This window comes from Microvirga puerhi (assembly GCF_020089865.1).
GTDB classification, from domain to species: Bacteria; Pseudomonadota; Alphaproteobacteria; order Rhizobiales; family Beijerinckiaceae; genus Microvirga; species Microvirga puerhi.
This window is the reverse complement of sequence record NZ_JAIRBM010000014.1, coordinates 23,486-37,232: the sequence shown is the minus strand read 5'-3', so window position 1 is coordinate 37,232 and position 13,747 is coordinate 23,486. Positions and strand designations below refer to the sequence as shown.

11 protein-coding genes and 2 pseudogenes are annotated in these 13,747 nt (G+C 59.6%); 8 read left to right on the top strand and 5 right to left on the bottom strand.

What is annotated here, in order from left to right:
* Positions 1–80: 80 nt before the first annotated feature.
* Together K9B37_RS17170 and K9B37_RS17165 are read right to left on the bottom strand one after the other, a co-directional pair.
* Positions 81–794, bottom strand: a complete 714-nt coding sequence (locus K9B37_RS17170; protein WP_224314764.1) for an IS6 family transposase — start codon at positions 792–794, stop codon at positions 81–83.
* A gap of 419 nt (positions 795–1,213) precedes the next feature.
* The gene (locus K9B37_RS17165) at positions 1,214–2,176 is read right to left on the bottom strand and encodes a M10 family metallopeptidase C-terminal domain-containing protein (RefSeq protein WP_224314763.1); all 963 of its coding nucleotides are present in this window, start codon (positions 2,174–2,176) and stop codon (positions 1,214–1,216) included.
* 415 nt (positions 2,177–2,591) lie between these two features.
* Here K9B37_RS17165 and K9B37_RS17160 point away from each other — a divergent pair, with 415 nt between their 5' ends.
* Positions 2,592–3,293 carry an IS6 family transposase gene (locus K9B37_RS17160; protein ID WP_224314762.1) on the top strand — a complete coding sequence of 234 codons (702 nt, stop codon included), beginning with the start codon at positions 2,592–2,594 and terminating at the stop codon, positions 3,291–3,293.
* Positions 3,294–3,326: 33 nt separating this feature from the next.
* On the opposite strand, the pseudogene K9B37_RS17155 reads toward K9B37_RS17160, so the two are convergent.
* Positions 3,327–3,512, bottom strand: a pseudogene (locus K9B37_RS17155) (IS110 family transposase); the annotation flags it as partial.
* Between the two features lie 92 nt (positions 3,513–3,604).
* Between K9B37_RS17155 and K9B37_RS17150 the strand changes: the two are divergent.
* Positions 3,605–3,781, top strand: a pseudogene (locus K9B37_RS17150) (DDE-type integrase/transposase/recombinase); the annotation flags it as partial.
* Here K9B37_RS17150 and K9B37_RS17145 read toward each other — a convergent pair.
* On the bottom strand, positions 3,777–5,270 hold the full coding sequence (locus K9B37_RS17145) for a hypothetical protein (protein ID WP_224314761.1): 1,494 nt from the start codon (positions 5,268–5,270) through the stop codon (positions 3,777–3,779). The pseudogene K9B37_RS17150 and the gene K9B37_RS17145 overlap by 5 nt on opposite strands.
* Positions 5,271–5,705: 435 nt before the next feature.
* Between K9B37_RS17145 and K9B37_RS17140 the strand changes: the two genes are divergently transcribed.
* The 5 genes from K9B37_RS17140 (at position 5,706) to K9B37_RS17120 (ending at position 13,049) form a co-directional block, all read left to right on the top strand.
* Positions 5,706–5,900: a DUF3363 domain-containing protein gene (locus K9B37_RS17140; protein WP_439651747.1), complete on the top strand. Its 195-nt coding sequence runs from the start codon at positions 5,706–5,708 to the stop codon at positions 5,898–5,900.
* Between the two features lie 652 nt (positions 5,901–6,552).
* Positions 6,553–7,674 carry a TIGR03118 family protein gene (locus K9B37_RS17135; RefSeq protein ID WP_224314760.1) on the top strand — a complete coding sequence of 374 codons (1,122 nt, stop codon included), beginning with the start codon at positions 6,553–6,555 and terminating at the stop codon, positions 7,672–7,674.
* A gap of 29 nt (positions 7,675–7,703) precedes the next feature.
* A complete protein-coding gene (locus tag K9B37_RS17130; protein WP_224314759.1) occupies positions 7,704–10,010 on the top strand; it encodes a peptidase domain-containing ABC transporter in 2,307 nt (768 codons plus the stop codon).
* On the top strand, positions 9,979–11,376 hold the full coding sequence (locus K9B37_RS17125; protein WP_224314758.1) for an HlyD family type I secretion periplasmic adaptor subunit: 1,398 nt from the start codon (positions 9,979–9,981) through the stop codon (positions 11,374–11,376). Before K9B37_RS17130 ends, K9B37_RS17125 begins: the two co-directional genes overlap by 32 nt.
* An 86-nt stretch (positions 11,377–11,462) precedes the next feature.
* A complete protein-coding gene (locus K9B37_RS17120) occupies positions 11,463–13,049 on the top strand; it encodes a tetratricopeptide repeat protein (RefSeq protein WP_224314757.1) in 1,587 nt (528 codons plus the stop codon).
* Between the two features lie 52 nt (positions 13,050–13,101).
* Here K9B37_RS17120 and K9B37_RS17115 read toward each other — a convergent pair whose 3' ends face one another.
* Positions 13,102–13,377: a DUF1289 domain-containing protein gene (locus K9B37_RS17115; protein ID WP_224314756.1), complete on the bottom strand. Its 276-nt coding sequence runs from the start codon at positions 13,375–13,377 to the stop codon at positions 13,102–13,104.
* Between the two features lie 60 nt (positions 13,378–13,437).
* Between K9B37_RS17115 and K9B37_RS17110 the strand changes: the two genes are divergently transcribed.
* Positions 13,438–13,716 carry a metal/formaldehyde-sensitive transcriptional repressor gene (locus tag K9B37_RS17110; RefSeq protein ID WP_224314755.1) on the top strand — a complete coding sequence of 93 codons (279 nt, stop codon included), beginning with the start codon at positions 13,438–13,440 and terminating at the stop codon, positions 13,714–13,716.
* The last annotated feature ends 31 nt before the right edge of the window (positions 13,717–13,747 follow it).

Below are 13,747 nucleotides of genomic sequence, written 5' to 3'. Positions count from 1 at the left end.
TCCTTCGTCTCGATGGGGTACTGTCAACTTGATGCCGGATCACCAAAGTGGTCGCTGCGTATCCTCCAAGCCAGTTCAAATCAGCCCACGAGGGCAACACCGGTCGCATCGCGCCACGTGAGGAAGGCGCGATCGCGGGCGGCTCGGTACTCACTGGCGGAAAGGCGATGACGGTGGAGTTGGAAGGGGTTGTGGATCGGAGAATGAGTGGCGAGAAATTGCTGCGTTTGCCGGGCTGATTTGAACCGCCGCATGTGGCGCTCACGTCGTCGGCTGGGTTGGTGCGAGACTTCGCAGCGATTATTCAGGTATCGACTCTGCCGATGTTCGACAGACGGAAGGATCTCGCGTTTGGCCGCAGCATAGGAGGCGAGTTTGTCCGTGACGATCACCCTCGGCACGTAGCACAAGCCCTTCAGCAGCTTGCAGAAGAAACGCTTGGCGGCCTTCTTATTCCGGCGGCTCTGGACCAATACGTCGAGCACGTTTCCATGCTGGTCAACAGCCCGCCAGAGGTAGTGCAGTTTGCCGCGGATCCGGACGAACACCTCGTCCAGGAACCACTTGTCTCCCGGCCGTGGGCGGCTCCGTCTGAGGCTTTTGGCGTAGGTGCGTCCGAAGCGCAGACTTTTCCACTCGCGGATGGTCTCATAGCTGACCACAATGCCTCGCGCGGCCAGGATCAGCTCGACCTCACGCAGGCTCAGGCTGAAGCAGTGATACAACCAGACGGCCTGGTTGATGATCTCGGCCGGGAAGCGGTAGCCGCGGTACGGGTTGGACGTGGTGCTCATGCCCAGTCCCTGCCACAGGTCCCGAACGTTCGCCAACCTGACAGTACCTGCTGAGCGGTACTCCAGTGTCCAGGATTTACTGCACCGGAACCCTTCGTGTTATCGTGTAGGTGTGACCAGCGGCAACGCTATTCCAGAGCCCAGTTTTATTCGCCGCATCCTTGGCCTTTACGGTGATATCGTCGAAGTCAAATTCTCGGTGAACTACGCCAGGAATGGGGAGGCGGGGACCGCCCAAGTGACGGAAGGTTGGGCTGTCACCACCTGCGGTCATGTTGGTCACTGATTTGTCGACCCCTCCTTTTTCCCACGATAGCGTGCCTCCGGTCGGAAGGGCAGTCCGGCGGCCAGACGGGGGGATAGGCGGACCGCCGGACGCTCAATGATGGGGCATCACGGGAAGGACGGGATGCTGTCCGTCAGAGCAGGAAATCGGTGTCGGCGAAGGTGTGGTCGCCCAGCACCTTGATGGCGAAGTCGGCAACGCCGTCTCCGTTGGTGTCGCCAGAGATGTAGGTGTTGCCGTCCCCGGGGCGGTAGGTGTGGAGCTCGCCCGCAACATTATGGAAGCGTTCCCTTCCGATGAACTTGAAAGCCTGGTCTCCCTCGACGAGGGTATTGGCGTCCATGGGGAGAAATACGACCTTGTCGACCCCGTGCTCGAAATCCACGATCGTGTCGCCGCGGGCTTCCTCCGCCGTCTCGAACACGAACTTGTCGTTGCCGGGGCCGCCGATCAGCACGTCCTTGCCGCCCTTGCCGTTGATGATGTCGTTCAACGCGCCGCCATCAAGAATATTGCTTGCCGAGTTCCCCGTCAGCCGGTTGTGAAGGGAGTTGCCGATGCCGTTGATGCTATCTGTTCCCGTCAGCGTGAGATCCTCGATCATCTCGCCGGCCAGTGAATAGGTGACGGAGCTGTAAACCAAATCGTGGCCTTCCCCGGCCTTCTCGTACGCCCTATCGCCGGGATGGTCGACGTAGTAGACGTCCTCACCCGGGCCGCCATACATGGCATTCGCGCCGCCCTTGCCGTCGAGTACGTCAGATCCCCCGAACCCGTAGAGGGTGTCGTCGCCTTCCGTGCCGTTGAGCCTGTCGTTGCCGCTGGTGCCGTTGATAGTCCTTCCGGGAGTGGATACGGCGGCGGCAGTTACAGCCATCTCGGCGGTGTTCGCCGAAGCAGAGTACGGTGTCTCGGAAGCGGCATGGTAGCCGTCGGTCGCGCTTGCCTCGCTCTCGCTCCAGTTCTGCCGAGCGTGCCGGGCAGGAGCCATGAGGTCGCCCAGTATCGAGCCATTGCCACCCGTATGTGGGAAGGTGTCGGTCAGTTCCATCAACGCGCTCTGCACGTCCGGGCGATCCAGAAGTTTGCCGTCCATCGTTAGTGCCCCGATCCCGACATTCGCGCGGATCTGATTAACGAGGCGGAGGAAGTAGGACTCTGAGTCGGAAGGTGTAGCCATCATAAAGTTGCCCTTGCTTGGCCGAATCGCGTGCCGCTCGGTCGAACGGCAAGGCCGCGCTTGTATCGCCAATGTGGTCCGATTGTGTTTCCGTCGAGAATGCCTGTGGATCCGTCAGCGGTTGTTGTTGGATGGTCGCAGTCGAACGGCTCCCTCGTAGGTGGCTAGGGACACCCGGCCGCCGGCCGCTCAACCTCCTGGTGGCACCCGCGGCCCGCTGGTAGCGATGGGCAGACGCAATCGCCGGGAGACACCGCGATGGAACCCAGAAGGCCCATGGGCGATGTCACATTAAGTCGGGCATGAGAGCGAGACGTGTTGGGGAGCTGGCATGATCAAGTCTGTCAGCTACAAGCGCCATCGCTTTCCACCACAGATCATCGCTCATGCGGTTTGGTTGTACTTCCGGTTTCCTCTGAGCCTGCGCTTGGTCGAGGAGATGCTGCTCGAGCGCGGCATCGTTGTGTCCTATGAGACCGTACGGCGGTGGGCCTTGAAGTTTGGGCTGGACTACGCCCGTCGCCTCAGGCGCAAGACGCCAAGCCGCCATGACATCTGGTATCTCGACGAGGTCTTGGTGACGATTGCAGGCCAGAAGTACTGGCTGTGGCGGGCCGTCGACCAGGATGGCTATGTACTCGACGAGATTGTTCAGAGCCGGCGAGACACCAAGGCAGCCAAACGCTTGCTGAAACGCCTATTAAAGAAGCAAGGCTGTCTACCGCGTCGGATGATCACCGACAAGCTCGGCTCTTATGCCGCTGCTCGGCGCCAGACCATACCATCAGTCGACCACCGCTCGCACAAAGGGCTGAATAACCGAGCAGAGAATTCTCATCTCCCGTTGCGTCGACGGGAGCAGATGATGCAGAGCTTTCGATCGCCGGGAGGGCTACAGAGGTTCACCTCAGTGTTCTCCGCCGTCCGCAATCTCTTCGTTCCACCCCGCTCTCGCCGCTCTGCTCTTGCTACTCACCTTCACCGCCTCAATGCCATGGTGGGGTGGAAGTCTGCAGCCGGTGTTGTGGCATGAGCCCGTTAGGTGATCGAGTTTGCCTCAGTGCGGCCAGTGTGAGTTAATGTGACAACGCCCCTCCATGGCCACCGTGCAGGACGGTTGGCTGGCGAAGAACGTGAGAACCTGGTGCCGCCGCAGCTTCTTGCGGAACAGCACTGCTCCCGATGCATCGGCTCCGTGCACCTGAAAGACACTCTTCGCCAGATCCAAGCCGATTGTGCTAACCTCTCCCATGGACGCCTCCCTCAAGTGGTGTTTCAACACCTCCACTGTGGCACACCCAGGCCGTTGGGGGGCGTCCACCCCATCAGATCTTGTTCCGACCCCTGTACCGTGCCATCGACAGCCATGGCGACACCATCGAGTTTTGGTTCAGCGAACGTCACGATCTGATTACGGCGAAGCGATTCCTGCGCAAGGCTCTGAGACGGCATGGTCGGCCCGAACGGATCGTCATCGACGGCAGCCAAACCAATCGCGAGGTAATTCTGGTCTGCTTCACCAGACCCCCGGTCCATTGTTGGTGCGCGACCCTTTGGCATTGCCGTATCCGCCCATCAAGCCGGTCCAGCTTCCGCCCTGTCTGACCCGACCGTAGATTCTAGCGTATTGTGATCTCGACATTGCCTTCCCCCGAACCGGAGATGCCGTCAGCTGACGAGGACGAAGCCCTTTCTGAAGAGGCTTCGGTTTTGCCATATGGACTAAGGCTGCCAGCTGTCCATTCACCATCTGTAGTTCGCGGAGTGTGGCAGTGGCATCCTCCTTTTCCTGTCGCAGCGTGACATTGACCTCACCTAACTCGTTCAAGTGTGTTCCAAGATTAGCAATCTCGCCTCGAGCGGATTCCAGCTGCTGAGCCCCTAATGCACTTCGCTCCTTCTCGCGTTCAATTTCTTCTTGCTTCTTAGCAACAGCCTCGCTGAGACCGGAGAGCTTGTCCTGAAGAGAATTCAGCTGCTGAAGTGCGGCGTCGGCGCGCTGTTTCTCTTGAACGAGTGCATTCTCGATTTCAACTGTCTTGACTCTGTCCGTCTGCATAGCTGTCAGTTTCTGTTCCAGCGCCTTTCGTTCCTGAGTGACGAAATCGTATCGCTCCTTTTCCAGCGCCAGCACGGTCTCGAGTTCAAGGGCACTTCTCTTCAAAGCTGAAAGCTGCTGACGTGCGTCAAGCAACTCCACAAGAGCAGCTTCAGCCCGGCTTTTCTCACGCGCAGCCTCATCTTTGAGCGCGGCAACATCTGTCAGGCTTTCGGTCATGTCGGCGAGCTGCTTCTTGACCATCTCCAGATCGTGCATGGCCGAAGCAGTTCGACTCTTTTCCTGCTCAAGTGCCGCTTCAAGTTCGGCCGCTCTGGCCCTGCTTGTCTCCGGCGCAGTCGAATGCTCATCGGCGGCAGTCAGCTGCGGGGAATTTTCTTCGCGCCCTGGAAGCATCACGTCGGCACCGGTACTTCTGGCCTTTAGAGCTCCGTCCGCAGAATCGACGGACATATTCTGTCCGTTGGCTGCCATCTCCTGCAGCCGAGCGTGCAGCGCTGGATCGTCAAAATGGAGAAGTATCATGAATGCGAGGGTACCCATCTCGATGGTGGAAGAGAGAACCTCTTTCGCACGCGTTGGATTTCCCTCTCGAATCAACGTTCCGAGGCGTGCGACCAGCGCACCTCTTCCATCCGAGGTAATGGGCATCCGAAGTGCGGCAACCCAGTACGGCTGGAGATCTCCGGCTTGCGGCCCTCCTACTACGCGCTCCGCTGATAGCGTCGCACTCGAATGCGATGTCACCGGCGCGACTGCTGAGTCATATTCGGCCGGCGGCAAGCCCTCACCAGCGTCACTTCCCTCCGCAATGCTGGACCATGGCCCGATCACGATGCCTGCGGCTGCTACAGTGAGGACAAGGCCCGACCGCGTACGCCTGGCCTCCGGGTGCATCAGCACATGCCTGTAGCGGTTCGTCAAACATTGCCAAATGCTCTCGTTAGTCATGCGAGGTTCTCCTTAAGCAGTTGAGCTCGTTCGCATGTGAGGCTAATCGCTATCGGACGCTTCTTGGAGCGAGACGACGCGACATCGCGTTCATCAGGCTATTGCGCCAACAGGGGTGTGCAAGTGAGCATATGGTGATAAAGGTTCCCTGTGTGAGTAGAAGGACCTCTACAACGAGCTGCGGTCAGTAGAACCGGTTCCTATATTGTGGATCGATGCCGCAAGCATCTCCCGGCGCAAACTGGTTGGTAAGGGTTTCAACGATCACGTATCCGTTTGTGCCAGTCCGGCTTCGATGAACGCCGACGGCCGGTCTCGAATAGGCCATGCTTAGCTAGCAAGGGCATACAACCGAGTCCCGAGGCCTCACCTTTCTTGGTCCCGAGACCCCCTGGTCATATCACCGAAACAAGTGTGCCAGTACCGCGGCCTTGAATCGCTCAGGCACTTCTCGACCGGAAGCTTCTCGCCAGTTCGCAAGGTCTTATTCGTGTGGCAGCTTGGCTGTCGAGGACGCACGAGTTCACTCTTGTCCTGTGGCGCCCCCTCGTCAACTGTCAGTTGGGCCGCGAGGCCTCGGGCATTGTGCAGGGCGGATCGATATCTTGGCGGCTGGGAGAAGGCAGCTAGAGCTCTGATTGATGTATGCTCTTGAGCCAATCTCCAAACTCCGCGACGCCGGTGACGCCGCCGTTGAAGACAGCCTCATACACGTGAACGCTAGAGATCTCCTGACCAGTGAAAGAACCACTCGCTAGCGCGTCCTTGATTGCCAGAATCGCTTCGCGAGTAACAGTGGTCAGTTTTGGTGGAAGGGTCCGAAGGTGCTTGAGATCAGGTTGTCGTTTCGGCTCATCGACGAACCAGATATCGAAGGTCCAATCTTCGGTGACCCTGCTAAGTCTCGCCAACAGACAGCTGCATGCGGACCTCCCGATCCGGTCATCGAACACGAGGTCAGAATCGCACGCAAGAGCTCGGCTGCAAAGGAAAAGCCGTCTTTGGTTGATAATGCCACAATCGGGTCCGGCTATCGCGCCATTCGCACTTTGATCGCGGTGATGTGAAACCTTTATCTGCGTAGCATCGTTAGAGGGTCGCGGCATTCCCTTGGCCGCGACCAGTGCCGCCGTAACATGCGAACTTCAGGCAACTAGGGATCGAACTAAACTGCCTACGAAGGACCAATGGATCCGCCCTGCGTGCGCCGTATGACGCCTCTCGAAAGGCGGCAGAGAGAACCAACTCTCGACCTTGCCGTCAGGACAATAGGAGAAGCTCAATGGATACCGTTGCCCATTCTCGCCTCCATACGCATGATCATTCTCACCACCATCCACATACGACAGAATTCCTGCAGACGAACCTCGTCTCCGACGGGTTCGTCGAAGCGCCGGTGATCGATCCAAACCTTATCAATCCCTGGGGGGTTTCCATGCCCGCCGCGAATAGGTTCTGGGTCTCAGATAACGGTACGGGCGTAACGACAATCTATAATGGGAAAGGGACACCCCAGACGGTGGCCGGACGTACGGCCATCACGATTGCCACGCCCCCAGGACAAACGACACCAGCGAGTCCGACCGGACAGGTGTTTAATAGCACAGGGGAGGGATTCAACATTTCCAGTGGAGACAAGACGGGATCGTCGATCTTCATGTTTGCAACCGAAGACGGGACGATCTCGGGCTGGAATCCGACTGTGAACAGCGGCAGCTCTGTATTGGCTGTTGACAACTCTCAAGGTGGCACCGGGGCCGTCTACAAGGGTCTCGCAATTGCCGACACCGAGCAGGGCGCCAGGCTCTATGCCACCAACTTCCGGAGCGGGAAGGTCGAGGTCTATGACCAGAACTTCCAACTGTTGAAGAGCTTTACTGACGAAAATCTCCCACAGGGCTTTGCGCCTTTCAACGTGCAGGTTCTCGACAATCGTCTGTTCGTCACCTTTGCCTTGCAGAATGCCGAAAAGCACGACGATGTCGCTGGCCCGGGGAACGGCTTCGTCGACGAATTCAGTCTCCAAGGGCGTTTTCTGGACCGCGTAGCATCCCACGGCCCGCTCAATTCTCCCTGGGGGCTCGCGATCGCGCCATCCGGCTTTGGAAAGTTCTCGCATGATCTCCTAGTTGGGAATTTCGGCGACGGCACGATTAATGCCTTCGACAAGAAGACCGATAAGTTTGAAGGCAAGCTGCGCGGGGCTGATGGTGCGCCGATATCGATCGGCGATCTTTGGGCAATTGTCCCTGGCAGCAGCGGTCAGAATGGTGATTCGAAGAAGATTTTCTTCACTGCGGGCGTGCAAGATGAAGCGCATGGCCTCTTCGGCACATTGAGCCCAATCCAAGAGCACAACCACGGAATGACGGCGTCGATGCCGAGTTCGCATATGTCTGCCTGAACGCTACGCAGAGACTTAAGGAGGATCTCGTGGCGTTCCTCGCTAGACCGCGTTTCGGCGCGGGGGGCCAAGCTGATCATCTCGACGGCTTGGCCCTGACTCCTGAGCCTGAGCATAAGGCGGCTGTGCCTGGTGAGCACACCCATTCCATCGGCACCGGGCCCCACCAGCGCCTCCAGGCCGTGATCGCAGCGGCTCGCTTCCACGGCATCGAACTGGATCCGTGCGACTATTCTTGCGGCGATGAGGCGACCGTCCCGTCTGCCGCCATGCTTTCGGCATGGCTTCAAAATGCGGGCCTTTGGGCGAGAGCGGTGCGATTGCGCTGGCGAGACCTCGTTCTTCTCCCGCAAACCGGCCCAGTTGTCTTGCTTCTCAAGGACGGCGGAGCCGCCCTCATGGTCGGGGCGGACCCAGCACAACATCTCGTCGGCATCAAAAGCCCGGATTGGCCCGCTGGTGCGGAGGGTATCGCAGTCGATCAACTGCGGCTGGAGCAAGTCTGGTCAGGCGATGCGCTGCTCCTACGAAGCAAACGGGCCCGATCGCAGGCTGAGGCGCCATTCACACTTGGCTGGCTGATTTCTCTCGTTTTTCGGGAACGGCGATTGCTCCGAGACATAGGTGTTGCATCACTGACGTTGAGCTTCCTTACGATCTTTCCGCCTTTGCTGGTCATGACGGTGGTGGACAGGGTGCTGACCCACCACAGCTATTCAACCCTTGTGTTGCTCGGAGCGCTTCTTGCTACCGCAACGGTGTTTGAGACATTCCTCGGTTCTTGTCGCCGATTGATTGTGCTGGTCGTAGGCACGCGACTCGATGCCAAGCTGAATCTGCACGTCTTCAATCGCCTGCTGCGGCTGCCGCTCGACTATTTCGAACGTCATCCGGCTGGGGAGACCATGCACAAGATTGCTCAGATCTATAAAGTTCGAGAGTTCCTCACCGGCAAGCTTCTGAGCACATTCCTAGACTTGATGACATTGGTCGTTCTGCTGCCCTTCCTTTTCTTCCTCAACCCTGTCCTCGCGGGAATGGTGCTGGCCTGCACGGCCTTGATTATGCTCATCATCCTGGCCTTCCTTCCTCCAATGCGCCGCAGCTTTGCCAAAGTAATTTCCGCCGAGACCGAGAAGGCTTCGGCTCTTGGCGAGACCGTCTTCGGCATCAAGACGATAAAATCTCTGGCGCTGGAACCGCAGCGGAACGCATTGTGGGATGAAAGGGTCGCCGACGTCGGCATCTCGCGACTCGCCTTCGGCAAGCTAGCCAACTGGCCACAGACGATCATTACTCCGCTCGAGCGGTTCATGTCGATCGGGCTTGTGCTGATCGGCGCCTACCTGGCGCTGGAGGATACCTCGGGCTATGCGGTCGGCGCGCTGTTTGCCTTCATGATGCTCAGCATGCGGGTGGCGCAGCCGCTGGTGGCACTTGCGCGTCTTATCGAGGACTACGAAGGAGTTGCCCTCGCGGCTATCGAGGCGGCCTCGGTGTTGAATCGTCCGCCCGAGGTCGACGCGATTTCCGGAGGGTTGCGGCCCCGGTTCGCGGGCGCTGTTTCATTCGAGGATGTAAGCTTCACCTATGGCGGCACTAAGCTTCCGGCCCTAGACCACGTAACGTTCGAGATGCCGGCCGGCACGATGCTGGGCATTGTCGGGCGCAGCGGGTCTGGAAAATCGACGCTGATGCGGCTGCTGCAGGGCATCAACCGTGACTACAGCGGGTCTCTGAAGATTGATGGAAACGATGTACGGGAGATCAACTTGCGTCATCTCCGGCAAAGCTTCGGCGTGGTGCTGCAGGAGAATTTCCTGTTTCGGGGTTCAATTCGCGACAACATCATTGCCGGCCGCCCCGGACTTGTCTTGAGTGATGTCGTGAACGCGGCACGCTTGGCAGGTGCCGAGGAATTCATCGAGCGAATGCCAAACGGCTACGAGACCATCATCGAGGAGGGTTCGCCGAACCTATCGGGTGGTCAGCGGCAGCGTTTGGCGATCGCTCGCGCCTTGATCACTGATCCTCGCCTTCTGATCCTTGACGAAGCCACGAACGCGCTGGATCCGGAGAGCGAGGCGCTGCTCAACGCCAATCTGCTTCGTATAGCCAGCGGCCGGACGATGGTGATCGTCTCGCACCGACTATCGTCATTGGTCGATTGCGACCAGATCCTCGTATTGGATAAGGGCAAAGCCGTCGATATCGCTTCTCATAACGTTCTGCTCGATCGCTGTGATATCTATCGCCAGCTTTGGTCCCAGCAGAGCCGGCATCAGGGCCAACAAGGGCAAACCCATGTCGCTTCTACCATTGTCAGAAGCCGGTAGTGTGGCGATCCGTCGAGATGACGCGGCCACCCTAGCGCTCTTAGAATTTCAATCTCCATCTGCAGCTGTCGTTGCGGCTCCTATCCCATGGTCCGCACGCGGCTCCGTTTGGGTGATTGCGAGCATGCTCGCAATCACGATAGCGGCGATGGGGCTAATCCCGGTCGACAAGGTCGTGACGGCTCGCGGAAAGGTCGTTTCTCGGACGCCCACATTGGTCATGCAACCACTCGAAACCTCAATTGTGCGCGCCATCAAGGTCACGGAAGGTCAAAAGGTCCACACAGGTGACATCCTTGCAGAGCTAGATCCCACCTTCACGACTGCGGATGTAGGCGGTTTGGCCTCGCAGGTTTCGACCTTGCAGGCGGAGGTTGCACGCCTCCAGGCGGAGGCCGACGGTCGCCTATTCACCTATGCCGGATCCGATCCGAACTTGATGCTACAGGCCTCTATTGCTGCCCAGCGATCGTCAGAGCGGAAGCTCAAGCAGGTGATGTATCAACAGCGCATCGATAGCCTCAACGCTATCCTCACGCGCAGTGCCGAAGATGTACAGAACTTCCAGGCTCGCCAAAAGGTAGCCGACAAGGTTCTCTCCATCCGAAAGGAGTTGGAGGCCAAGCAGATTGGCAGTCTGGTCAATTCGCTGGCTGCAATGGATAACCAGCTGGAAATTACCCGAGGCCTTTCTAACGCGGCGCAAAGCGCTGAAAGCGCGCGGCACGATCTGGAAGCCGCTGGGGCGGAGCGCGATGCCTACGATCAGAACTGGCGCGCGGACGCCTCGCAGAAACTCTCGGATCAGAGGCAAAAGCTGATCGATGCTAAGGAGCAGTTGAGCAAGGCGCAACGCCGGCGCCAGCTGGTCGAACTTACTGCCGACCGGGACGCAACCGTTCTCACCGTCGCCAAAGTTTCGGTGGGGTCGGTGCTGCAGTCGGGCGAGCAACTCATCACATTGGTTCCCGCCGATGCGCCCCTCGAGGTGGAGGTGAACATTGCCGGACACGACAATGGATTCGTCCATGCCAGCGCTCCGGTGGCAGTCAAGTTCGACACTTTTCCATCTTCGCAATATGGATTGGCCCATGGGAGGGTTCGCACCGTCAGTGCCGACAGTTTTGTGGCTTCGGGCGACGTCAGGAACGGCCCCGACGCAGCTCCGGTAAACAGCAGTTCAGAGCCGTTCTATCGCTCGCGGATCACACTCGACGACGTGAAGCTACACGGCGTTCCGGTCGGCTTTCATATTGCGCCCGGCATGCCTATCACCGCGGACATAGTGGCCGGTCAACGCACCGTGCTCGCCTATTTACTTGGCCGGATATTGCGGGTGACATCCGAGGGGATGCGCGAGCCGTGACCCCTGCCGGTGCTCTGAGAGAGAATAACAGGGGCGCCAAACAATCACGGCTGCTTGATCGTGTGGTCGGCAGGTTGTGGCCATCGATGGCGCTTCGTCGCGCGACGAGGCTGATGGTACAGGGACAGGCGAGCAGGGCGTTCGTGCTCTTCGCTCGCGCGGCGCTTGCGGGTATCGCGGAGGCTGAATACCAGGTCGGGCGATGCTACTTGAATGGCTCAGGAGTTCCGGTCAGCCGCAGCGATGGCTTCCGCTGGATCGAACGTGCGGCAGTGCAGGGGCATGCTGAAGCCGAATGGATCCTTGCGGCACTATATGTCGACGGCGTTGCACGTCCCGAAGGCGAGAAGTCCTCACTGACTGACCCCTTCTTATCGGATGCGTCCTCTCAAGCGGACTTCGGGGCGGCGGAGAAATGGGCGCGTCGTGCGGCCGAACACGGATCCGTTGATGGGCAGGCATTGCTGGGCTACGTTCTAACTTCAGGTCCTGACTCCATGCGCAATCTCGGTGAGGCACGATACTGGTACAAGCGTTCCGCTGAAGCCGGCTGTCCGCAGGGTGCCTACGGCTACGCGTTGTCGCTCGCGCAGTCAGCGGAAAGTGTAGGCGATCAGGCTCGGATGGCCGAATATGTCCGCCTCGCAGCGCAGGCTGGCCTTTCCCCTGCAATTTACCTGCTTGGCGTACTTACCGAACGAGGAGCGGGGGGCGAACGGGACCAAGCGGCGGCCGTGCAGCTCTACAGGCGGGCAGCCATGATGGGCAACCGGTCCGCTCAGACGAGCTGGGGACGCGCGCTGATGTGGGGTGTGGGCGTAGAGCCCGACCGGATCGAGGGCGAATCATGGCTTCGCCGGGCTGCACTGGCTGGCGATCCAGATGCGGCTGCGTTGATCGGCGACATCTACGCCGAAGCCGGTGCGCTTCCCCCGAACCATGCGGAGGCCGCGATCTGGTATCGGCGTGCGGCGGAGGCCGGTCATACAGAGGCAGCCCGAATGCTCGGCCTGCTTTATCTGCTGGGAACCGGCGTGGGCCGCGATCCGAGAGAGGCGATGAACTGGCTTCGTCTTGCCGCCGAGGCAGGTGACCAGCCGGCACAGATAGATCTTGCAAACCTGCTGTTAAACGATGAGGCGAGCCGGCCTGAAGAACTCGCATGGGCGCGTGACTCGCTCGACCAGGCGGCCTCGTCGGGAAATCTGGTGGCGGCCTCCCATTTGGGCATCTGCCTGCTGGAAGGCATCGGCATGGACCGCGACGAGCGATTGGCCGTCCAATGGCTGCGCCATGCGGCGTGTGAGATAGTTATCGCGCAATATTGGTATGGCCGGACGCTTGCAGAAGGACGCGGAATCGAGGCGGATCCCAAGGCAGGCCGTGCCTGGATCGCGCGCGCGGCTGCCGCCGGCATGACCGACGCAGAAGCTGCACTGGCGGAGATGATGGTGAACGGACGCGGCGGTCCCAAGGATCATAGTGCTGCACTGGATCTGTTCGAAAGGGCTGCAGCGAAGGGCCACGTCGGCGCCATGTTTGCGCTCGGTATGATGTGGAAAGGCGGCTTCGACGTCGCTTCGGACCACGTTACGGCATTGCGCTGGCTGGAAGCTGCCGCAGAGCGCGGACATGAAGCTGCCCAGCACATTGTTGGTGGTTTCTCGCAATAGAGTAGAGGTGCTCGACCTACTCCAAATCCACGCTGTTCGCAGGGCCAGCGTCTTAGGCTGCCGGTGGTGATGGCGGGAGCGGGAGAATGTTCCGGCGCCTTCCGTCCGTCGGCGACGGTCGCCGGCTCTCTGTCCGAACCTGTTTCACGCGCCGGGGCAGCTCCCGCAGGAGAGCCCTGCGTCGATAGGGCGTCAGCTTCCGCCATTCCCGGCTCTCGGGGATCGTCTGTCCGCAACTGAGGCACCAGCCGGTCCGCGCGTCGAACTCGCATATGGAAATGCAGGGATTGTCTTTCTTCACGGTCTCGTCTTGGTCTGCGGTAAACATTGCGCTCGACGTAAATAGGATACCCCCCTATATGATGCAAGCCATCAACAAGGAGGCCGCATGTCTCACACGGTCAAGGAAAAGACGAAGCTTCTGGCCCGGGTCCGCCGGATCAAGGGCCAGGTCGAGGCGATCGAGCGGGCGTTGGAGGCCGAGCTCGGCTGCGCTGACGTGCTGATGCTGGTGGCCTCCGTGCGCGGGGCCGTGAACGGGCTGACGGTCGAGTTGATGGAGGACCATATCCGTAACCACGTCGTTGATCCGGCGCACGAGCCGGATCCAGAGCGCGCCAAGGGCGCGGCCGAGCTCATTGAGGTAGTCCGCACCTACCTGAAGTGACCGATCCCCGGCGGCTCGACAATGATCGCAG

Excerpts from the sequence above, each read along its gene's own strand:
- K9B37_RS17170 (WP_224314764.1), bottom strand. The coding sequence starts at position 794 with ATGAGCACCACGTCCAACCCGTACCGCGGCTACCGCTTCCCGGCCGAG.
- K9B37_RS17165 (WP_224314763.1), bottom strand. The coding sequence starts at position 2,176 with ATGGACGGCAAACTTCTGGATCGCCCGGACGTGCAGAGCGCGTTGATG.
- K9B37_RS17160 (WP_224314762.1), top strand. The coding sequence starts at position 2,592 with ATGATCAAGTCTGTCAGCTACAAGCGCCATCGCTTTCCACCACAGATC.
- K9B37_RS17145 (WP_224314761.1), bottom strand. The coding sequence starts at position 5,270 with ATGACTAACGAGAGCATTTGGCAATGTTTGACGAACCGCTACAGGCAT.
- K9B37_RS17135 (WP_224314760.1), top strand. The coding sequence starts at position 6,553 with ATGGATACCGTTGCCCATTCTCGCCTCCATACGCATGATCATTCTCAC.
- K9B37_RS17125 (WP_224314758.1), top strand. The coding sequence starts at position 9,979 with ATGTCGCTTCTACCATTGTCAGAAGCCGGTAGTGTGGCGATCCGTCGA.
- K9B37_RS17120 (WP_224314757.1), top strand. The coding sequence starts at position 11,463 with ATGGCGCTTCGTCGCGCGACGAGGCTGATGGTACAGGGACAGGCGAGC.
- K9B37_RS17115 (WP_224314756.1), bottom strand. The coding sequence starts at position 13,377 with ATGTTTACCGCAGACCAAGACGAGACCGTGAAGAAAGACAATCCCTGC.
- K9B37_RS17110 (WP_224314755.1), top strand. The coding sequence starts at position 13,438 with ATGTCTCACACGGTCAAGGAAAAGACGAAGCTTCTGGCCCGGGTCCGC.